Here is a 21650-nt window from a genome sequence, read left to right as displayed (position 1 = left end):
GCCGGCTCCTACAGATCGGGGTTCCCGCAAAAATCACGGGCCCAACACACCCCCCTGTAGGAGCTGGCTTGCCAGCGAAGATCGTCAACGATAACGCTGCAAACCTGATACCCCGCGGCGTTGTCGGGTTTTTTCGCGACCAGGCTCGCTCCTGCAGTGAAGGCCGGGCGGCGATCTCCCTTAGAATTTTCCGCTCATAAGCTCATTCTAAAAAGTTATTTATTTTCGAGTTCTTAGATCATTTAGTCTCCTTTCACGCCGACACCCGGTCGCCTGACAAGGAGCTTCTCGATGAAACTGAATTTCCCCCTTCGCCTCCTGGCGGCCGCATCCCTGGCTGCGGTGAGTTTCTTTGCCCAGGCCGCCGAGGTCACCGTCGCGTACCAGACCACCGTCGACCCGGCCAAAGTCGCCCAGGCCGATGGCGCCTATGAGAAAGCCACCAACGCCAAAATCGACTGGCGCAAATTCGACAACGGGGCCGACATTATCGCCGCCATCGCTTCCGGCGACGTACAGATCGGCTACCTCGGCTCCAGCCCCCTCACCGCCGCAATTACCCGTAAAGTACCGGTGGAAACCTTCCTCATCGCCACCCAGATCGGTGCCGCCGAAGCTCTGGTCGCCCGCGACGGTTCCGGGATCAAGACCCCGCAGGATCTGGTCGGCAAGAAAATCGCCGTGCCGTTCGTATCCACCGGCCATTACAGCCTGCTCGCCGCCCTGAAGCACTGGAACATCGACCCGTCGAAAGTCACCGTGCTCAATCTCGCACCGCCCGCGATCATCGCTGCATGGAAACGCGGTGACATCGACGCCACTTACGTGTGGGACCCCGCGCTCGGTGTGGCCAAGGAAAACGGCAAAGTACTGATCACCTCTGGCGAACTGGCCAAGTTCGGTGCGCCGACGTTCGATGCCTGGATCGTGCGCAAGGACTTCGCCGAGAAGCACCCGGAAATCGTCACCGCATTCGCCAAAGTGACGCTCGATGCCTACGCCGATTACCGCAAAGACCCGAAAGCCTGGCTCGCCAATCAAAGCAACGTCGACAAGCTTGTAAAACTGTCTGGCGCCAAGGCCGGCGACATTCCATTGCTGCTGCAAGGCAACGTCTACCCGCTGGCGGCCGATCAGGTGATCAGCCTCGGCGCGCCGACCACCAAGGCCATCACCGACACAGCCACCTTCCTCAAGGAACAAGGCAAGGTCGAAGCCGTGCTGCCGGACTACGCCCCCTACGTCAGTGCCAAATTCATCACCAATTGATCGGAGTTGACCGCGATGGCCTTGCTTCAGCTGGAGCGCATCAGCGCACAGTACCCCGGCAGCCCCGACCCTGTGCTGGCGGATATATCCTTGAGCCTCGGGCCCCGGCAATTGCTGGTCGCCCTCGGCCCGTCCGGCAGTGGCAAGACTTCGCTGTTGAACCTGATTGCCGGTTTCGTCGACCCCAGCGCCGGACGCATCACCCTTGACGGCGTGCCGGTCAAAGGCCCGAGCGCCGAACGTGGCGTAGTGTTCCAGGACGATGCCCTGCTGCCTTGGCAGGACGTGCTGGCCAACGTCGGATTCGGCCTGGAACTGGCCGGTGTAACCCGGGACAAACGCGAAATCCGCGCCCGGGAAATGCTCGCGCTGGTGGATCTTTCCGGGTTCGAGAACCGCCGCATCTGGCAGCTCTCGGGCGGCCAGAAGCAACGTGTCGGCCTGGCCCGCGCGCTCGCTGCCGATCCTCGCGTGCTGCTGATGGACGAACCCTTCGGCGCCCTGGATGCGTTCACCCGCGAACAGATGCAGGAGTTGCTGCTGCAAGTCTGGCAGCGCACCGCCAAACCGGTGTTCCTGATTACCCATGATATTGAGGAGGCGGTATTTCTCGCCACGGATCTGATTCTGCTGGCGCCGAATCCCGGGCAAATCGTCGAGCGCCTGAGCCTGGATTTCGGTCAGCGGTATGCCGCCGGTGAATCGGCACGGGCAATCAAGTCCGACCCGCGCTTTATCGAAACCCGCGAACACGTGCTCGCCAAAGTGTTCTCCCAACGCAGCGCCGTCACGCGGCAGGAGCGCGCATGAGCAGTTATGAAATTCCCGCTGCGGCGGTGAAACCGGGCGCTACGGTGACGCCGGTCCGTCGCAGTTTGAGCACGCGCTGGATCAGTGTGCTGACACTGGTCGCGCTCATTGTCATCTGGTGGGCTGTCACCGCCACCGGAATGATCGAGCCGTTGTTCCTGCCGTCACCGTCCGCCGTGCTGCAAAAAGGCTGGCTGCTGGTAACCACCGGCTACATGGATTCGACCTTGTGGCAGCACTTGGGCGCCAGCCTCGGCCGGATCGGTCTGGGGCTTGGCTTCGCGATATTGACCGCGGTCCCGGTCGGTATCGCCATCGGCCACAATCGCGTCGCCCGCGGCATTCTCGATCCGCTGATCGAGTTCTACCGCCCTATCCCGCCATTGGCCTACCTGCCGCTGATCGTGATCTGGTGCGGCATCGGCGAGTTGTCGAAGGTGCTGCTGATCTACCTGGCGATTTTCGCCCCGATCGCTATCGCTACCGCGACCGGCGTGCGCACCGTCGATCCGGCCAGATTGCGCGCCGCGCAGTCGCTGGGCGCGACCCGGGCACAGTTGATTCGCCATGTGATTCTGCCGAGCGCGTTGCCGGACATCCTGACCGGTGTGCGCATTGGTCTTGGCGTGGGTTGGTCGACCCTGGTCGCCGCTGAGTTGATCGCCGCCACCAGCGGCCTGGGCTTCATGGTGCAGTCGGCTGCGCAGTTCCTGGTCACCGATGTGGTGGTGCTGGGAATTCTGGTCATCGCCCTGATCGCCTTCGCCATGGAAATGGGCCTGCGCACCCTGCAACGCAAGCTGGTGCCATGGCATGGCCAGGCTCACTGAAAAATCATCAAATGAAAAACCCTGTGGGAGCGAGCCTGCTCGCGATAGCGGTGTATCAGCCACAGCCATGTCGCCTGAAACTCCGCTATCGCGAGCAGGCTCGCTCCCACAAAAACTCGCCCCCCGAACTCGAAGAGAAATACCATGAGCAGCCTGACAATCGTCCCTTTAAGCTCGGCCCTCGGCGCGCAAATCAGCGGCGTCGACATCAGCCAGCCGCTGAACCTGCAACAGCGCGACGCCATCGAGCAGGCGCTGCTCAAACATCAGGTGCTGTTTTTCCGCGACCAGCCGATCGAGCCGCAACAGCAAGCGCGTTTCGCTGCCTGTTTCGGCGACCTGCACATACACCCGATCTACCCCAATGTACCGGAGCAGCCGGAAGTGCTGATCCTCGATACCGCCGTCACCGATGTGCGTGACAACGCGATCTGGCACACCGACGTGACCTTCCTGCCGACCCCGGCCATGGGCGCGGTACTCAGCGCCAAGTTGCTGCCGGAGTTTGGTGGCGACACGCTGTGGGCCAGCGGCATTGCGGCCTATGAAGCACTGTCTGCGCCGCTGAAAAGCTTGCTCGAAGGACTGACCGCCACCCACGACTTCACCCGCTCGTTCCCGCTGGAGCGTTATGGCAACACGCCCGAAGCGCTGGCCCAATGGGAAGAAACGCGCAGGAAAAATCCGCCGCTGTCACACCCGGTGATTCGTACGCACCCGGTGAGCGGGCGGCGGTCGTTGTTCGTCAATGAAGGTTTCACGTCGAAGATCAACGAACTGTCGGAGACCGAAAGCGAGACGATCCTGAAATTTTTGTTCGCCCATTCGACCCGGCCGGAATTCACCATTCGCTGGCGCTGGCAGAAGGATGACGTGGCGTTCTGGGATAACCGCGTGACGCAGCACTATGCGGTCGATGATTACCGGCCGGCGCGGCGGGTGATGCAGCGGGCTACGGTGTTGGGGGATGTGCCGTTTTTCAGGTGAATATCCAGTCTCTTTACTGAATTTGATGGCCCCATCGCGGGCAAGTCGGATCGCCGCACCGTAACGAAGGCGTCCCCTGGAGCACCGTATGGCCTGAAGCCCTTTCGCCAGCAAGCCGGCTCCTACAATGCTCGGCGTATATCTGTTGGTGAAGGCGCTGCCGAAGGCTCCAATCTTTTTATCTTTACGCAATTTGAGCAAACACCTCCCCCACCCAGTCCACAAACACCCGAACCCGTGGCGACATGTGTCGGTTGTGTGGGTACAACACTGAAACCGGCATCGGCGGTGGCGGCGTATCGATCAGGATTTCCTGCACCATGCCCTGTGAAATCAGGGTCTCCATCCGGTAATGCGGACACTGGATCAAGCCCAGTCCGGCAATGGCGCAAGCGGCATAAATCTCCGCGCCGAACACCGAGATCGCGCCATCGATGGCGACTTCTTTCAACTCGCCATCGACCATGAATTCGAACGGAAACAACTTGGCAGTGGTGCGCGAAACGTAGTTCACCGCGCGGTGGTTTTTCAGGTCTTCGAGGTTTCTCGGTTCGCCGTACTTACGCAGATAGGCGGGGCTTGCGCAGGTGATCTGTCGCAGGTTGGCGACGCGTTTGCCGATCAGCGCGGAGTCGCCGAGGGTGCCTGCACGCAACACACAATCGACACCCTCGGCGATCAGGTCGACAAAACGGTCTGCCTCGCTGATGGACAATTCGATGTCCGGATAACGTGCCATGAACTGCGGCAACGCCGGAATCACAAAATGCTTGGCCAACGTGCCGTGCAAATCCACGCGCAATCGACCCTTCGGAGCCACGCTGCGAAATGCCAGTTCGGCTTCCTCCAGTTCCGCCAGCAACTGCACGCAACGCTGGTAGTAAGCCTCGCCATCGAGCGTCGGGCGCACCTTACGAGTGCTGCGCTCGAGTAATCGCGTACCGAGCCAGGCCTCGAACTGATTCAACGTGTGGGTCAGCGTTGCCCGTGGCAGGTTCAGATCATCAGCAGCCAGGGTGAAGCTGCTGCGCTCGTAGATCCGTACGAAAACCTTCATCGCTTTGACTTGATCCACGTTGCACTCCGGGCCGTTGATTGTTGGCGATTATTGAACAGTCAAGGCAACTCTCATGCATTTATCGGCCGGAGTAAACATGTGAATCTGGCTTCACCCCAGCAAACACCTTTAAAGGATTCATCGCCATGACTACTCAAACTTCGAAAGTTGCCATCGTGACCGGCGCCTCCCGCGGCATCGGCGCGGTCATCGCCAGACAACTCGCCAGCGACGGCTTCGCCGTTGCCATCAACTTCGCCAGCAGCGCCACTGAAGCCTCGAAGCTGGTCGTTGAACTGCGTCAGGCCGGCCATCAGGCTATAGCGATCAAGGCTGACGTAGCCAACGCCGACGATGTGCGGCGGATGTTCGACGAAACCGAAACGCAACTGGGCAAGGTCGACGTGCTGGTGAACAACGCAGGCATCCTCAAAGTGATGCCGTTGGCGCAACACACGGACGAGCTGTTCGACCAGAACTTCAACATCCACGCTCGCGGCACATTCAACACCCTGCGTGAAGCCGCCAACCGGCTGAACAGCGGCGGCAGGATCGTCAATTTCTCCAGTAGCACCGTCGGCCTGAACCTGCCGGGTTACGCGGTGTACATCGCCAGCAAAGCGGCGGTGGAGTCCCTGACCCAGGTGTTCGCCAAGGAGATGCGCGGGCGCAACATTACCGTCAATGCCGTGGCCCCGGGACCGGTGGCCACCGAGCTGTTCCTGCACGGCAAGAGCGAAGAGCAGATCCAGAATTTCGCCAGGATGGCCCCGCTGGAACGGTTGGGACAGCCGGAAGACATCGCCCGCGTTGTGTCCTTCCTGGCGGGTCCCGGCTCGGGGTGGGTCAACGGGCAAATTCTGCGGGTCAATGGTGGGTTGGTTTAAGCTGCTGTGTAGGCAGGCTCGACGCCTTCGCTGCGGTACGGCAATCCGACAAGCCAGCGAAGACCGCCTCAAAAGCACCAAACATCCGCAGGGAGAAAACCCACCATGCACACCACCATCATCATCTTCTTCGGCCTTGTCCTGCTGGCGCTGATGCTGTTCATCGGCGAAAAAATCGGCTTCAGCCGCCAGACGCTGACCTACAGCTTCATCGTGCTATGGCTGGCGCTGACGATGATCAACGGCGTCGTCGGCGTGGTCACCGCCGGCCAGTCCGTCACGACAGAAATGGTGGTAGGCAGCATTGTGTTTGGCGTGCCGGTGGCGGCGCTGGTGTTGTTCATGGTGCTGAGCACCGAAACCTGAACACTCCAACCCCGCCGCCGATGGGTTCAACGCACCAAATGCAAAAACTGCATGTGCCGCTCGTACTGGTCGAGGATGTCGTTGATGACCTGCTCCTTGGTGTAACCCACCAGATCGTAGTCCTGACTGCCCTCGCTCAAATGCACTTCAGCCCGGTAGTAACGACGGTTATTGAGCTCCTTGGAACCCATGCCGCCACGGGCGAAGGACGGCGTGAAGTAGCCACGCATCTGCACCTGATAGATAAACGGATGCTGCTCGCCATGGCCGATTTCCAGGCTGACGCTGTCATTGGCCGGATCGGGCTGCGCGACCACGTGCAATCCCTTCTCGGCAAATACTGCAGTCACTTCTTCAATCGCCGGACGCACCGTCGTGTCGAGGAAACGGTAGACCTCATCCCGCGACGGGAAATGGACCGCCTGACTCAAGCGCTGACGCCAACCGCCACGGCGCGAGCCGGAGACTGGTGCCAGGGAATGCAGTTGCGCGATCTGCTTCTGCGATTCCAGATAGAACGCCTTGTGCAGCCCCCACATCATCAACAGCAAAATCAACGAGAACGGCAAGGAGGTCAGCACCACCGCTGACTTCAGTGCATCGATGCTGCCGGAGAACAGCAGCGCACTGGTTACCAGTGCGGTCATGGCGCCCCAGAACACCCGTAACCATTTCGGCCCGTCTTCATCCGGATTGCCGCCCTTGGCGGACAACGTCGACAGCACCACGGTGCCGGAGTCGGCCGAGGTGACGAAGAACACGAAGCTGATGAACACCGTGACCGCGATCACGGTTTTGCTCCACGGGTAGGTTTCCAGCAGCAGGTACAGGGTCATCGATGGATTGTCGATCGCCGACATGCCCAAGGCGCTCATGCCGTGATTGAGTACTTGATCGATGGCGCTGTTGCCGAAGATCGACATCCAGGCCAGGGTGAAGCCCAGCGGAATCAGCAGCACGCCGAAAACGAACTCACGGATGGTCCGGCCACGGGAAATCCGCGCGATAAACAGGCCCACGAACGGCGACCATGCAATCCACCAGGCCCAGTAGAACACCGTCCAGCCACCCAGCCAGTCACTGGGTTTGTCGTAGGCGTAGAGGTCGAAACTCTTCATCGGCAAGGCGCCGAGGTAGTCGCCGACGTTCTGGATCAGGGTGTTGAGCAAGTGCTGGGTGGGCCCGGCGAACAACACGAACAGCAGCAGGGCACAGGCCAGCAGCATGTTGATGTCGGACATCACCCGCACACCTTTATCGACGCCGGACACGGCCACCAGGATGGCGGCGCCCATCATCAGCGTGATCAGGCCGACCTGAATCCACTGGGTATGAGCGATGCCGAACAGGTAGTCCAGCCCCGAGTTGAGGTGCAACACGCCAAAGCCCATGTCGGCACCGAGGCCGAATACCGTGGCGATGATGCCAAAGCCGTCCACCGCGTAACCGATCGGGCCGTTGATGCGCTTGCCGATCAGCGGATAGAGCGCCGAACGCAGGGCCAGCGGAAGGTTGTGACGATAGGCGAAGTAAGCCAGGGCCATGCCGACAAAGGCGAACACACCCCAGCCGTGCAGGCCCCAGTGCAGAAACAGAATCTGCATCGCCTGACGTGCCGCGTCCGCCGTGCCCGCCTCACCTTGAGGCGGTTGCGCCAGGTGGGTCAGCGGTTCCGACACACAAAAGAAAAACAAGGTGATGCTGATCCCGGCGGCGAACAACATGCCGGCCCAGGACAGGTAGCTGAATTCGGGTTCGTCGTGGTCGGCACCGAGCTTGATCTTGCCGTAGCCGGACAAGGCGGTGACCACCACGAAGACCAGATACAGCGTCATCGCGAGCATGTAGTACCAGCCGACCGTATTGGCCGCCCAGTTTTGCGCTGCCAGCAACCAGGCACCGGCTTGTTCGGGCATGGCGATCACGACGCCGCCGAACAACAGAATGAAACTCGCCGCAAAGTAGAACACCGGCGGATTCATGCGGACCTGGCCGCTTGGAGGAAGGGACGATGCACTCATGAAAGATGCACCTCGCGGGGGTGAAGCAGGGCAATCAGAAACGGACTCGGCAAAGGCAAGCATCCTGTTGTGAGCGGGCAGCAAACCGGCGGTTTAACTTGAATGAGCGTTCAAGTTAAACATAAATAGCGTGCTAAGGACTAATCGCAGGGCTTGGCGATGCTGCTTGAACGCTAGCTTAAGGATGGGTATGACGCGGGGTTTGGGGGATTCGTTCACCAGGAAATCAGCCAAATGCCGTTATCTCGATTCGGCTTGAGGCCATTCGCTGGCAAGCCAGCTCCTACAGGTTATGTGTCGTACACAAATTCCGTGAACACAAATACCCCCTGTGGGAGCTGGCTTGCCAGCGAAGGCGGCGTCATGACAATAAAGATGTCGGGTCTTACTTCTGCGTCCCGTCATCATGCTGCAGATTCGCCTGAGTCAGGTTGCTCCCTGCCGGCACGCTACGGGTCAGCCAGACGTTGCCGCCGATGGTCGAGCCCTTGCCGATGGTGATCCGGCCCAGGATGGTCGCCCCGGCATAGATCACCACATCATCCTCGACAATCGGATGTCGTGGCTGGCCCTTCTGCAACTGACCGTCTTCATCCGCCGGGAAGCGCTTGGCGCCCAGGGTCACGGCCTGATAAATCCGTACCCGCTCGCCGATGATCGCGGTCTCGCCGATCACCACGCCCGTCCCGTGATCGATGAAGAAGCTGCGACCGATCTGCGCTCCCGGATGAATATCGATACCGGTGGCCGAGTGCGCGATTTCCGCGCTTATCCGCGCCAGCAGCGGCAGCCCGGCGCGATACAAGTGATGGGCGAGGCGATGGTGAATCACCGCCAGGATACCCGGGTAGCAGAGCAGCACTTCATCGACGCTGCGCGCCGCCGGGTCACCGTGATATGCCGCCAGCACGTCGGTATCCAACAGACTGCGCAAGCCTGGTAGGGCGAGTGCAAAGTCCTGAATGATCTGGATGGTCCTGGCCTCGACTTCGGTCTCGCCCCGGGCACCGTGGCGCGCGGCGTAACGCAGTTCCAGTCGCGCCTGGGCCAGCAATGCATTCAATGCCACGTCCAGCGTGTGGCCGACATAGAAGTCTTCACTCTCTTCGCGCAGGTCCACCGGCCCCAGGCGCATCGGAAACAACGCACCACACAAGGCTTCGAGAATCTCCGCCATGGCCGCTCGGGAAGGCAACTCGCGGCCGCCCTGTTCGCCGCTGGCGCGGCCGTTTTGGGCACGCCATTCGTCACGCGCCGAACGCAGCTGGCTGACGATGGTCTGCAATTGCCAATGGCTGGAACGCTCGCTCAAGGTAAAAACTCCTCATGGGCGGCCGGACTGCCTGGCCGCGCTGACGGCGATTACTTTACGGCAAGGTCTGGACGACGAATTAAGAACCAATAGTGCTGACCCACACACTTTTGGCTATAAGCGATTGGCGGTTGCTCCGATAAATAGGCCTGCCTATAGTCCTGAGACCTCTCCCTGTAGGAGCAGCCGGTCGACGCTCGATTGCTCGCGAAAAACCTGAACCCGACGCAGGGTGTCAGTTTTATCGCGTTATCGTTAGCGATCATCGCGAGCGAGCTCGCTCCTACATTCTTGCGCCAGTACGGAAAACCATGATCAAACAACAGCTCGCCCGTTTTGACCGCCTCGATCTGCTCGGCCACCCTACCCCCCTGGAAAAACTCGAACGCCTGTCGGCCTGGCTGGATCGCGATCTGTACGTCAAGCGCGATGACCTGACGCCACTGGCCATGGGCGGCAACAAGTTGCGCAAGCTCGAGTACCTGGCGGCCGATGCCCTGGCACAAGGCGCAGACACATTGATTACCGCGGGTGCGCTTCAGTCCAACCATGTGCGCCAAACCGCTGCCGTGGCGGCCAGGCTTGGTCTCGGCTGCGTGGCACTGCTGGAAAATCCTCTTGGCACCGACGACACAAACTATGTGGGCAATGGCAATCGGCTGTTGCTGGATCTGTTCGATGCCAAGGTTGAGTTGGTAGAAAACCTGGATAAGGCCGATGAACAGTTGGAGGCGTTGGCCGCACGACTGCGCAGCAACGGCAAAAAACCGTATCTGGTTCCTATTGGCGGCTCGAATGCATTGGGCGCCCTGGGTTATGTGCGCGCCGGGCTGGAACTGGCCGAGCAGATCAAGGACACCGGCATCACCTTCGCCGCTGTTGTTTTGGCCTCGGGCAGCGCCGGCACCCACAGTGGCCTGGCGCTGGCATTGAGCGAAGCACTGCCGCAATTGCCGGTAATCGGCGTCACGGTTTCGCGCAGCGATGAAGATCAGCGACCGAAGGTCCAGGGCCTCGCCGAGCGGACCGCGAAGTTGTTGGATGTAAGCCTGCCTGCAAGTTTCAAAGTCGAGCTGTGGGACGAATATTTCGGCCCGCGCTATGGCGAGCCGAATGCCGGCACGCTAGCGGCGGTGAAGCTGGTGGCGAGTCAGGAAGGATTGTTGCTCGACCCGGTCTACACCGGCAAGGCCATGGCCGGGTTGTTGGATGGAATCGGGCGTCAGCGTTTCGATGAGGGTCCGATTATCTTCCTGCACACCGGTGGGGCGCCGGCGTTGTTTGCCTATAAAGATTTTCTTTAAACGGCACAGAAGATCAAAAAGATCGCAGCCTTCGGCAGCTCCCAGGTGTACCCCCATCCATGTAGGAGTGCTGCAGGCTGCGATCTTTTCAGAAAACATTGCATATATTAAAAAATAATAACAAGAAGATTATTTATTATTTTCCAATCTAAAAAGCTCATCATATAGTCACGCCGCAGGCGAATTTGAAACAAGACGCATAGACTGCTTTAGGGCAGGATATCGCAGTCGTTCAAATCCCGAATTTGCCAACTTTCCTAAAGCGTCTTCATAAGAAAACACAGGGGCTTGTCATGAATTTTTCCGCACTACGTCGAAATCTGCTGGTCGGTTCGCTCGGCTTGGCACTCAGCGCCGGCTTCTTGGGGCAAGCGGTTGCCGGTGAGCAGCTGCAAAAAATCAAGGACGCCGGCGTGATCAACGTGGGTCTGGAAGGCACTTACCCACCGTTCAGTTTCGTCGACGCCGACGGAAAACTGGCCGGCTTCGAAGTCGAGTTCTCCGAAGCCCTGGCCAAAGAGCTGGGCGTGAAGGTCAAACTGCAACCGACCAAATGGGACGGCATTCTCGCAGCCCTGGAATCCAAGCGTCTGGACGCCGTGGTCAACCAGGTGACCATTTCCGAAGAGCGCAAGAAGAAGTACGACTTCTCCGAGCCGTACACCGTTTCCGGGATTCAGGCGCTGACCCTGACCAAGAACAAAGACACCATCAAGACCGCCGCCGACCTGGCCGGCAAGAAAGTCGGTGTAGGCCTGGGCACCAACTACGAACAATGGCTCAAGGACAACCAACCGAAAGCCATCATCAAGACCTATGACGATGATCCGACCAAGTTCCAGGATCTGCGCGTCGGCCGCATCGACGCCATTCTGATCGACCGCCTCGCCGCACTGGAATACGCCAAGAAGGCCAAGGACACTGTCGCCGCCGGCGAAGCGTTCTCCCGCCAGGAAGCCGGTATTGCCCTGCGCAAAGGCGAGCCTGAGTTGCTGGCTGCGGTGAACAAAGCCATCGACAAGCTGCGTGCCGACGGTACGCTGAAAAAGCTTTCGGAAAAATACTTCAGCGCTGACGTCACTCAATAATGGAAGAAGCTTTCCAACTCGCACTGGACTCCTTGCCCTTCCTGCTCAAGGGGGCCTACTACACGGTCATCTTGAGCCTGGGCGGGATGTTCTTCGGCCTCATGCTGGGCTTCGGCCTGGCATTGATGCGCCTGTCGCGCTTCAAGCTGGTGAGCTGGATCGCCCGCATCTACGTGTCGTTCTTTCGCGGCACGCCGTTGCTTGTGCAACTGTTCGTGATCTATTACGGCTTGCCGCAATTGGGCATGGAACTCGATCCGCTGCCGGCGGCCCTGATCGGCTTCTCGCTGAACATGGCCGCTTACGCCTGTGAAATCCTGCGTTCCGCGATCAGCTCCATCGAGCGCGGTCAGTGGGAAGCTGCCGCCAGCATCGGCATGACCCGTGCGCAGACCCTGCGCCGGGCCATCATCCCGCAAGCGATGCGCACCGCATTGCCGCCGCTGGGCAACAGCTTCATTTCGCTGGTCAAGGACACTGCGCTGGCCGCCACCATCCAGGTGCCGGAGCTGTTCCGCCAGGCGCAACTGATCACAGCACGCACCTTCGAAGTGTTCACCATGTACCTTGCCGCCGCACTGATCTACTGGATTCTGGCCACGGTGCTCTCGCACCTGCAGAACAAGTTGGAAGAGCGGGTCAATCGGCACGACCAGGAGTCCTGACCCAATGATTGTCGTGGAAAAACTGACAAAGCAGTTCAAGGGTCAAGTGGTGCTCAACGGCATCGATCTGCAAGTGAAGGAAGGTGAGGTGGTGGCGATCATCGGGCCCAGCGGCTCGGGCAAAACCACCTTCCTGCGTTGCCTGAATTTCCTTGAGGAGCCCACCAGCGGCCGGATCAAGGTCGGTGACATCGAGATCGATGGCAGCCGCCCTTTGAACCAGCAGCAGAGCCTGGTGCGTCGCCTGCGTCAGCACGTGGGCTTTGTGTTCCAGAACTTCAATCTGTTCCCCCACCGAACCGCGCTGGAAAACGTCATCGAAGGCCCGATCATCGTGAAAAAAATCCCCCCGGCCGAAGCCATCGCCTTGGGTAAAAAGCTGATGGCCAGGGTCGGCCTGGCGGGCAAGGAAGACGCTTATCCGCGTCGCCTCTCCGGTGGTCAGCAACAGCGTGTGGCCATTGCCCGCGCGCTGGCGATGGAGCCGGAAGTGATTCTGTTCGACGAACCCACCTCGGCCCTCGACCCCGAGTTGGTCGGCGAAGTGCTGGCGACCATCCGCAGCCTGGCCGAAGAGAGACGTACCATGGTCATCGTCACCCACGAAATGGGTTTCGCCCGGGACGTGGCCAACCGTGTGGTATTTTTCGACAAAGGGGTCATCGTCGAGCAAGGCGAAGCCAAGGCATTGTTCGCCAACCCGAAAGAAGAACGGACGAAACAGTTTCTCAGCAAGTTCCTGACTAACGCCCACTCCTGAAACACCCACGCAATACAGGTCCACTTCCATGGATGGAAGTCCCTCTTCTCTTCAATCAGTCCCCCTGCACTTAGTTGAATGTTTCCGCGCAATTCATAAGTTTTTGTGCGCGTGCGCGATACATTCATATGCCCTTTCACAGATTGACCACATCCAATACGCTTGAGCCTGACATTTGGTCACAGACGTCCAACCACCGCATCATCTGCCAAAAACAGGGAGATTCAACAGGTATCTTCGACAGATTGATAGGGCTTCTTAACCTCGACACGTAGGAACTTTCTGAATTATGCCGAATTTTGTTTTTGACTAATCCACTCTATTGACACTTATACAAGTTCACTCTTATCTAGCTTCCAGCAATAGATTGTCGACACGCTCAATCATTGTTCAATTCAGGTAATAAGCGATTTTATTGTTTGGAATTCGCATTTTTTATTTCAGAAATGGACTTCGTTGCAAGACTTCAAGGAGAACCCATGAAAAGCATCTCGAACAAGCCCGAACTGGCTACGCCCTCCCTGGCGCAATCACATAAGAACGGTATCAACATCACCTCGGCGGCTCACCTGCTGGTCGACGTGGCGCCCTATCCCGGCATGGATGAAGGCGACCTGATCGAACTGTTCTGGGACAACTGTTACGTGGCCTCCAGGGTGCTCAGTGCCCACGATGTCGGCAACACTGTCAGCCTGCGGGTACCGGAAAGCTTTATTGCCAACGGTGCTTCACGCATCCACTACCGGATCATGCGAGTCGGTCTGTGTGCAGCCCTGTCACCCGCCGTGCGCGTCCAGATCAAACTCGACTGTCCCGGTGGCCAACCGTGCGCAATGTTCGGCGACGAAAACCAGAGCCTGGCGCCAGTGAGCCTCCCCGAGACGATTCGTCGTCAGGGGGTCAATCCGAATCAGATCAAGCGCGGCGTTCCGGTGACCATCGAGCCCTATCTGAACATGGCCGCTGACGACGAAATAACCCTGCGCTGGGGCGACGTGCGCATGGACTTGCCCAGTCTCAAGGCCTGCGACGTCGGCCGCCCGATCCAGGTCTGGGTGCCGCCGGCAATCATTCTCGAGGCAGGGGAAGACCTTCGGCTGGAAGTGACGTACTGCATCCTCGATCGGGTCGGTAACAATTCGCGCTGGGCACCGCCGCGCAGGTTGAAGATCGGTTGTGCGAATCCGTACTTGAAAGCCCGGCCGAAGGAACTGCTCATGGCCGCCGAAGCCCGCAAACACTGAGATCCCTGTAGGAGCGAAGCTTGCTCGCGATGGACCCAAGAGCGCCGCGTTTAGCCAGTAAGCACGCGTTATCGTTAACGACCATCGCGAGCAAGCTTCGCTCCTACAGGGATATGTGCCACCTCTTCTATCTATATTCCTAAAAGTTAGTTTATTTTATTTTTATACACGCTTAGGGTATATGAACCGGACCACCGGACATTCTTGTTTTCGTTCGCCGCACTGATCGCGGCGTTTTCATGAGATGTGAGGTAGGTATGGTCCGGAACACAATCACCCCAGTGCAGATCGCCAGGGCATTGCGTGCAGCCAAGGAGCGGCACTGATGTCCAGTCTGGCAGATGCAATCGTTCAGAGTGATCTGGACATCGCCCCCTTGTTGTTGCCCGCGCAAGTCTTGCGCAACGACGCTCAAGCCATCAAGGCCGCCCATGAGCTGGCGCAAGTCGCCCGCCTTCAAGCGGCCAAACGTGACCGCCAGCGCAAGCTGCCATGGTCGGAAATCGAACAGTTCACCCGTAGCGGGCTGGGCAGCATTGCCATTGCGCGCGAGTACGGTGGCCCACAGGTTTCATTCGTCACCCTGGCCGATGTGTTCGCGATCATTTCCGCGGCCGACCCGGCGCTCGGGCAAATTCCGCAGAACCAGTTCGGCATACTCAACCTGGTGCTCGGCAGCGCCACCGAATCACAGAAAAAGCAGCTGTTCAAAAGCGTGCTCGAAGGCTGGCGAATCGGGAATGCCGGACCGGAGCGCGGCACCAAAAACACCCTTGAACTCAAAGCGCGGATCACCGCCGACGGCGATGGCTTCGTCATCAACGGCCAGAAGTTTTATTCGACCGGCGCCCTGTTCGCCCACTGGGTCGCGGTCAAGGCGCTGAACGACGATGGCAGGCAAGTGCTGGCCTTCGTCCGTCGCGGCGCACCGGGTCTGCGCATCGTCGATGACTGGTCCGGTTTCGGGCAGCGCACCACTGCCAGCGGCACGATTTTGCTCAACAACGTGCGGGTCGACGCCGAGCTGGTGGTGGATACCTGGAAGATCAACGACAGGCCGAACATCCAGGGGGCAGTATCGCAATTGATTCAGGCGGCCATCGACGCCGGTATCGCCCGGGGCGCCATCGACGACGCCATTGAGTTCGTGAAAACCCGGGCCCGGCCATGGATCGATGCCAAGGTCGACAAGGCCAGCGACGACCTTTACGTGATCGCTGACATCGGCAAACTGAAGATCGAATTGCACGCCGCCGAAGCCTTGTTGCGCAAGGCCGGGCAAGTGCTCGATCAGGTCAACGCCGCACCGCTCACTGCCGAATCCGCCGCGCGTGCCTCGATAGCCGTGGCCGAAGCCAAGGTGCTGACCACCGAGATCTCGTTGCTGGCCAGTGAAAAACTCTTCGAGCTGGCCGGCAGCCGCGCCACCCTCGCCGAATTCAACCTCGACCGCCACTGGCGCAATGCTCGCGTGCACACGCTGCACGACCCCGTTCGCTGGAAATACCACGCCGTTGGCACCTACCACTTGAACGGCACGCTGCCCGCACGCCACTCCTGGATTTGACGACCAGAACCTTTTGACCAGATCTCTGGAGAAACACATGACTTTTTCTCACCACGTCGCGGTCATAACCAGCGACGAGCAAGCCCTGATTGTCGCCAGTGATCTGGCCGAGGACTTCAAACGCGACAGCGCCCTGCGCGATCGCGAACGGCGTTTGCCACACCCGGAACTCGAAGTGTTTTCCCGCTCGGGCCTGTGGGGCATCAGTGTGCCCAAGGAGTACGGCGGTGCCGGCGTTTCCAATGTCACGCTGGCCAAGGTGATCGCGCTGATCGCCCAGGCTGACGGCTCGCTTGGACAGATTCCGCAGAACCATTTCTATGCCCTCGAAGTGCTGCGCGTGAATGGCAGCGCCGAGCAGAAAAGACGTCTGTACGCAGAAGTGCTGGCCGGTCAGCGCTTTGGCAATGCACTGGCCGAACTCGGCACAAAAACCGCCCACGACCGCGTTACCCGCCTCACTCGCGACGGCGAGGGCTATCGCATCCACGGCCGCAAGTTCTACGCCACCGGCGCCATCTACGCCCAGCGCATCCCGACCTCGGTGGTGGACGAACACGGCGTGCAGCAATTGGCCTTCGTACCTCGCAACAGTAAGGGCCTGACGGTCATCGACGACTGGAGCGGTTTCGGCCAGCGCACCACCGGCAGCGGTTCGGTGGTCTTCGAAGACGTTTATGTCGCCGCTGAAGACGTGATCCCGTTCCAGAGCGCTTTCGAACGTCCGACCACCGTCGGTCCGCTGGCGCAGATTCTTCACGCCGCCATCGACACCGGCATCGCTCGCGCCGCCTATGAAGATGCGCTGCACTTCGTGCGCACCAAGACCCGCCCGTGGATCGATTCGGGCAACGACAAAGCCACCGAAGACCCCCTGACCATCAAGAGTTTCGGCCACTTGAGCATTCGTCTGCACGCCACCGAAGCGCTGCTGGAACGCGCCGGCGAATTGCTCGACAAGGCCCAGGCCCAGACTGACGCAGAGACCGTCGCCGCCGCATCGATTGCCGTCGCCGAAGCCCGGGCCATCAGCACCGAAATCTCTCTCGCCGCCGGCAGCACGTTGTTCGAATTGGCCGGCAGCCAGGCCACGCTGGCCGAACACGGTCTGGATCGTCACTGGCGCAACGCTCGGGTGCATACCCTGCACGACCCGGTGCGCTGGAAGTATCACGCCATCGGCAACTACTACCTCAACGATGAAAACCCGCCGTTGCGGGGGACCCTCTAATGGCGACGCCTCAAACGAGCAAAAAAAAGATCCTGCTCAACGCCTTCAACATGAATTGCATCGGGCACATCAACCACGGCCTGTGGACGCATCCACGGGATAACTCCACCCAGTACAAAACCATCGAATACTGGACCGAACTGGCACAACTGCTGGAGCGCGGGCTGTTCGATGGACTGTTCATCGCCGACATCGTCGGGGTGTACGACGTCTACCAGAATTCGGTGGACGTGCCGTTGAAAGAGTCGATTCAGTTACCGGTCAACGATCCGCTGCTCCTGGTCTCGGCCATGGCCGCCGTCACCAAGAACCTTGGCTTCGGCCTGACCGCCAACCTGACCTACGAAGCGCCGTACCTGTTCGCCCGACGCCTGTCGACACTCGATCACCTGAGCCGCGGCCGGGTCGGCTGGAACATCGTCACCGGCTACCTCGACAGCGCCGCCAAGGCCATGGGCCTGAGCGAACAGGTCGAGCACGACCGCCGCTACGACCAGGCCGACGAATACCTGCAAGTGCTCTACAAACTCTGGGAAGGCAGCTGGGAAAACGGCGCGGTGCTCAACGATCCAAAACAACGGATCTACGCCCAACCGGAAAAAGTGCACAAGGTCGAACACAAGGGCGAGTTCTATCAGGTCGAGGGCTATCACCTCTGCGAGCCGTCGCCGCAGCGCACGCCGGTGCTGTTCCAGGCGGGCAGCTCCGATCGCGGTTTGCTGTTCGCCGGGCGCCATGCCGAGTGCGTGTTCATCAGCGGCCAGAACAAACCGTCGACCAAGGCTCAGGTGGACAAGGTTCGCGCCAGTGCGGTCGAGGCCGGGCGCAACCCCGAGGACATCAAGGTGTTCATGGGACTGAATGTGATTGTCGGCGCCACTGAAGAACAAGCCTGGGCCAAGCATGCCGAGTATCTGAGCCATGCCAGCGCCGAAGCCGGGGTGGCGCATTTCTCGGCGTCCACCGGGATCGATTTTTCCGAATACGAGATCGATGAGCCGATCCAGTACGTGAAGAGCAACGCGATTCAGTCGGCCACCAGGAACCTGCAAAACAACGACTGGACCCGGCGCAAATTGCTCGAGCAACACGCCCTCGGCGGACGCTACATCACGGTGGTTGGCTCGCCTGAGCAAGTGGCTGATGAGCTGGAATCGTGGATTGCTGAAACCGGGCTCGATGGCTTCAACCTGACACGGATTGTCACCCCGGAAAGCTATGTGGATTTCATTGAGCTGGTGGTACCGGAGTTGCAGCGTCGGGGGTCGTACAAGACGGCTTACGACAAGGGCTCTTTGCGCGAAAAGCTGTTTCATGAAGGGGCATATCTGCCTGCGCAACATACCGGTTCGACGTACCGCCGCTAAAAGCTTCGCTGGCAAGCCAGCTCCTACAGGGATCTATAGCGTTCACAGATCCAGTGTAGGACCTGGCTTGCCAGCGAAGAGGCCCGAACAGACACCGAAAAAATTAATGCACTGACTGGAAACTCCATCATGAAAAAGAACCACCTCTCTCACCCAGTCAAAGCACTGGCTCTGGCCCTGGGCCTCTTCAGCTCCATCACCTTCGCCGCCGACGCGCCGCTGAAAGTCGGCACCACCGCCGCCTTCGCCATCCCCCTGGAAGCCGCCGTCGAAGAAGCCAAGAAACAAGGCCTGCAAGTCGACCTGGTGGAATTCAGCGACTGGATCGCCCCCAACGTCAGCCTCGCCGCCGGCGACATCGACGTGAACTACTTCCAGCACATCCCGTTCCTGGAAAACGCCAAGACCGCCGCCGGTTTCGACCTGGTGCCCTTCGCCCCGGGAATCATCAACAACGTCGGCCTCTATTCGAAAAAATACAAAAGCTTCGATGAGCTGCCCGAAGGCGCCAGCGTGGCCATCGCCAACGACCCGATCAACAGCGGTCGTGGTCTGCAACTACTGGCCAAGGCTGGCCTGATCACGCTTAAACCCGGTGTCGGCTACAAGGCCACCGAAGAAGACATCATCGCCAACCCGAAGAACATCAAAATCCTTCAGGTCGAAGCAGTGCAACTGGTACGCGCCTATGACGACGCCGATCTGGTCCAGGGCTACCCGGCCTACATCCGCCTGTCGAAGACCTTCGATGCCGGCTCTGCCCTGCTGTTCGACGGCCTCGACCACAAGGAATACGTGATTCAGTTCGTGATCCAGCCGAACAGCAAGACCGATCCACGCCTGATCAAGTTCGTCGACATCTATCAGCACTCGCCCGCCGTTCGCGCAGCCCTGGATAAAGCCCATGGCAAGCTCTACCAAGCCGGCTGGGAAAGCTGAGCATGACGGCCGCGATCCAACGGCGACTGGAAACTCCAGAGGCCCGCCCTATCCCGAAGCCTGTCGACCAGACTGAATTGCACCCGGACCTCAATCGCGCCCACGTGCGCTTTATCGGCCTGGGCAAAACCTACAACGGTCAGCAAGGTCCAGTGGCGGCATTGCACGGCATCGACCTGGCGATCCAGCGCGGTGAAGTGTTCGGCATCATCGGCCGCAGCGGCGCCGGCAAGTCGTCGCTGATCCGCACCATCAATCGTCTGGAACAACCGAGCACCGGTCGCGTGCTGATCGACCAGATCGATATTGGCGAGTTCGATGAAGACCGCCTGGTAACCCTGCGTCGACGCATCGGCATGATCTTCCAGCACTTCAACCTGATGTCGGCCAAGACGGTTTGGCAGAACGTCGAGTTGCCGCTGAAAGTGGCCGGGGTGCCCAAGGAAAAGCGCGAACAGAAAGTCCGCGAGCTCCTGGAACTGGTCGGCCTGCAAGAGAAGCACAAAGCTTATCCGGCGCAGTTGTCAGGCGGGCAGAAGCAGCGTGTCGGCATCGCCCGGGCGCTGGTGCATGACCCGGCGATTTTGCTGTGCGACGAAGCGACTTCAGCGCTGGACCCGGAAACCACGCAATCGATCCTCGGCCTGCTGCGCGAGATCAATCAGCGCCTGGGTCTGACCATTGTGCTGATCACTCACGAGATGGCGGTGATTCGCGATATCTGCGACCGGGTCGTGGTGCTGGAGCATGGACGCATCGTCGAGCAAGGACCGGTGTGGGAGGTGTTCGGCAATCCGCAGCATGAGGTCAGCAAGACGTTGCTCGCGCCGTTGCAACACGCGCTGCCGGAAGAATTGCAAAGCCGGTTGCGCTCGCAGCCAACGTCTGCCGAGGACGCCGTGGTGCTGCGACTGCAATTCACCGGAGCCGCACACGAGGAACCAGACGTGGCCGCACTGTTCAGCGCCCTCGGTGGCCGCGTGCGCTTGTTGCAAGGTGGCGTCGAACGGATTCAGGGCCATGCCCTCGGGCAGCTGCTGCTGGCGGTAACCGGTTCGTCCCTCGGTGCCGAAGAGTTGCGTCAACGCGCCGGCCGTTGGGCACAACAGGTGGAGGTGTTGGGTTATGTGGTTTGATCGCTTGCTGCAAGGTTTCATCGACACCTTCCTGATGGTCGGCGTGTCGTCGTTGATAGCACTGCTGGCGGGTATACCGCTGGCAGTGATTCTGGTGACCAGTTCCAAGGGCGGCATCTACGAAGCGCCGGCATTGAACCGCGCACTGGGCGCGTTCGTGAACCTGTTCCGCTCGATTCCGTTTTTGATTTTGATGGTGGCGCTGATTCCGTTTACCCGGTTGATTGTCGGCACCACGTACGGTGTCTGGGCCGCCGTAGTGCCGCTGACCATTGCCGCCACGCCGTTCTTTGCACGTATTGCCGAGGTCAGCCTGCGCGAGGTCGACCATGGGCTGATCGAAGCGGCGCAGGCGATGGGGTGTCGGCGTTGGCATATTGTTTGGCATGTGCTGTTGCCTGAAGCGTTGCCGGGGATTGTCGGGGGGTTCACCATCACCTTGGTGACCATGATCAACTCCTCCGCCATGGCCGGGGCGATTGGTGCCGGTGGGTTGGGAGACATTGCCTATCGGTATGGCTATCAGCGGTTCGACAGCCAGATCATGTTGACGGTGATTGTGTTGCTGGTGGTGTTGGTGGCGATCATCCAACTGGGCGGCGATAGATTGGCGCGAGGTTTGAACAAGCGTTAAGCAAAGATCAAAAGATCGCAGCCTGCGGTAGCTCCTTGCAGCCGAGTCTGATCCAAGTCATCAGGCGCCAGTGATATCGCCTTCGCGAGCAGGCTCGCTCCCACAGTTGATCGGTTGTGAACCCAGGATTTGCGTACGACGCGATCCATTGTGGGAGCAAGCTTGCTTGCGATGGT

General features: G+C 59.7%; 21 protein-coding genes. 17 read left to right on the top strand and 4 right to left on the bottom strand.

Annotation, left to right across the window (positions count from 1 at the left end; translation table 11 throughout):
- Window positions 1-291 precede the first annotated feature (291 nt).
- The 4 genes from tauA (at window position 292) to tauD (ending at window position 3896) form a co-directional block, all read left to right on the top strand.
- Window positions 292-1269, top strand: a complete 978-nt coding sequence (gene tauA / locus J2W17_RS16310; protein WP_307335936.1) for a taurine ABC transporter substrate-binding protein — start codon at window positions 292-294, stop codon at window positions 1267-1269.
- A 15-nt stretch (window positions 1270-1284) separates the two neighbouring features.
- Window positions 1285-2079 carry a taurine ABC transporter ATP-binding subunit gene (gene tauB, locus J2W17_RS16305; RefSeq protein WP_307335933.1) on the top strand — a complete coding sequence of 265 codons (795 nt, stop codon included), beginning with the start codon at window positions 1285-1287 and terminating at the stop codon, window positions 2077-2079.
- Window positions 2076-2909: a taurine ABC transporter permease TauC gene (gene tauC / locus J2W17_RS16300; protein WP_307335930.1), complete on the top strand. Its 834-nt coding sequence runs from the start codon at window positions 2076-2078 to the stop codon at window positions 2907-2909. Before tauB ends, tauC begins: the two co-directional genes overlap by 4 nt.
- 144 nt (window positions 2910-3053) lie before the next feature.
- Entirely contained in the window at window positions 3054-3896 is an 843-nt protein-coding gene (gene tauD, locus J2W17_RS16295) for a taurine dioxygenase (RefSeq protein WP_307335927.1), read from the top strand.
- Window positions 3897-4080: 184 nt separating this feature from the next.
- Here the strand turns inward: tauD and J2W17_RS16290 are convergent, their stop codons facing one another.
- Window positions 4081-4971 (bottom strand): LysR family transcriptional regulator, encoded by an 891-nt coding sequence (locus tag J2W17_RS16290; protein ID WP_307335924.1) that lies wholly within the window; start codon window positions 4969-4971, stop codon window positions 4081-4083.
- A gap of 128 nt (window positions 4972-5099) precedes the next feature.
- Here J2W17_RS16290 and J2W17_RS16285 point away from each other — a divergent pair, with 128 nt between their 5' ends.
- Entirely contained in the window at window positions 5100-5840 is a 741-nt protein-coding gene (locus J2W17_RS16285; RefSeq protein WP_307335921.1) for an SDR family oxidoreductase, read from the top strand.
- Window positions 5841-5945: 105 nt separating this feature from the next.
- A complete protein-coding gene (locus tag J2W17_RS16280; RefSeq protein WP_307335918.1) occupies window positions 5946-6206 on the top strand; it encodes a hypothetical protein in 261 nt (86 codons plus the stop codon).
- Between the two features lie 26 nt (window positions 6207-6232).
- Here J2W17_RS16280 and betT read toward each other — a convergent pair whose 3' ends face one another.
- Window positions 6233-8188 carry a choline transporter BetT gene (gene betT / locus J2W17_RS16275; RefSeq protein ID WP_307336694.1) on the bottom strand — a complete coding sequence of 652 codons (1956 nt, stop codon included), beginning with the start codon at window positions 8186-8188 and terminating at the stop codon, window positions 6233-6235.
- A 424-nt stretch (window positions 8189-8612) separates the two neighbouring features.
- Complete coding sequence (epsC, locus tag J2W17_RS16270; RefSeq protein WP_064675376.1) at window positions 8613-9539, bottom strand: serine O-acetyltransferase EpsC; 927 nt, start codon at window positions 9537-9539, stop codon at window positions 8613-8615.
- 311 nt (window positions 9540-9850) lie between these two features.
- Between epsC and J2W17_RS16265 the strand changes: the two genes are divergently transcribed.
- The 11 genes from J2W17_RS16265 to J2W17_RS16215 all read left to right on the top strand — a co-directional run bounded on the left by J2W17_RS16265 (window position 9851) and on the right by J2W17_RS16215 (window position 21474).
- Window positions 9851-10843: a D-cysteine desulfhydrase gene (locus tag J2W17_RS16265; RefSeq protein ID WP_307335914.1), complete on the top strand. Its 993-nt coding sequence runs from the start codon at window positions 9851-9853 to the stop codon at window positions 10841-10843.
- A 293-nt stretch (window positions 10844-11136) separates the two neighbouring features.
- Window positions 11137-11931, top strand: coding sequence for a cystine ABC transporter substrate-binding protein (gene tcyJ / locus J2W17_RS16260; RefSeq protein WP_307335911.1), 795 nt, complete (start codon window positions 11137-11139; stop codon window positions 11929-11931).
- The gene (tcyL, locus tag J2W17_RS16255; protein ID WP_010464804.1) at window positions 11931-12596 is read left to right on the top strand and encodes a cystine ABC transporter permease; all 666 of its coding nucleotides are present in this window, start codon (window positions 11931-11933) and stop codon (window positions 12594-12596) included. Before tcyJ ends, tcyL begins: the two co-directional genes overlap by 1 nt.
- 4 nt (window positions 12597-12600) lie before the next feature.
- Entirely contained in the window at window positions 12601-13356 is a 756-nt protein-coding gene (tcyN, locus tag J2W17_RS16250; RefSeq protein ID WP_307335908.1) for an L-cystine ABC transporter ATP-binding protein TcyN, read from the top strand.
- A 479-nt stretch (window positions 13357-13835) separates the two neighbouring features.
- Window positions 13836-14600 (top strand): hypothetical protein, encoded by a 765-nt coding sequence (locus J2W17_RS16245; protein ID WP_307335905.1) that lies wholly within the window; start codon window positions 13836-13838, stop codon window positions 14598-14600.
- 325 nt (window positions 14601-14925) lie between these two features.
- On the top strand, window positions 14926-16167 hold the full coding sequence (locus tag J2W17_RS16240; RefSeq protein WP_307335903.1) for an SfnB family sulfur acquisition oxidoreductase: 1242 nt from the start codon (window positions 14926-14928) through the stop codon (window positions 16165-16167).
- A gap of 37 nt (window positions 16168-16204) precedes the next feature.
- Entirely contained in the window at window positions 16205-17398 is a 1194-nt protein-coding gene (locus tag J2W17_RS16235) for an SfnB family sulfur acquisition oxidoreductase (RefSeq protein WP_307335900.1), read from the top strand.
- Complete coding sequence (locus tag J2W17_RS16230) at window positions 17398-18765, top strand: LLM class flavin-dependent oxidoreductase (RefSeq protein WP_307335898.1); 1368 nt, start codon at window positions 17398-17400, stop codon at window positions 18763-18765. The genes J2W17_RS16235 and J2W17_RS16230 overlap by 1 nt, the downstream gene beginning before the upstream one ends.
- 129 nt (window positions 18766-18894) lie before the next feature.
- Entirely contained in the window at window positions 18895-19704 is an 810-nt protein-coding gene (locus J2W17_RS16225) for a MetQ/NlpA family ABC transporter substrate-binding protein (protein WP_307335895.1), read from the top strand.
- Between the two features lie 2 nt (window positions 19705-19706).
- A complete protein-coding gene (locus J2W17_RS16220) occupies window positions 19707-20840 on the top strand; it encodes a methionine ABC transporter ATP-binding protein (protein ID WP_307335892.1) in 1134 nt (377 codons plus the stop codon).
- Window positions 20830-21474, top strand: a complete 645-nt coding sequence (locus J2W17_RS16215; protein WP_154852881.1) for a methionine ABC transporter permease — start codon at window positions 20830-20832, stop codon at window positions 21472-21474. Before J2W17_RS16220 ends, J2W17_RS16215 begins: the two co-directional genes overlap by 11 nt.
- On the opposite strand, the gene J2W17_RS16210 is transcribed toward J2W17_RS16215, so the two are convergent.
- Window positions 21471-21650 (bottom strand): hypothetical protein (locus tag J2W17_RS16210; protein WP_307335887.1); only part of this gene is annotated, 180 nt, incomplete at its 5' end. The genes J2W17_RS16215 and J2W17_RS16210 overlap by 4 nt on opposite strands.

This window comes from Pseudomonas lini (assembly GCF_030812475.1).
Lineage (GTDB): Bacteria > Pseudomonadota > Gammaproteobacteria > Pseudomonadales > Pseudomonadaceae > Aquipseudomonas > Aquipseudomonas lini_A.
The sequence above is the reverse complement of the archived record's forward strand: the minus strand, read 5'-3'. Positions and strand labels throughout refer to the sequence as shown.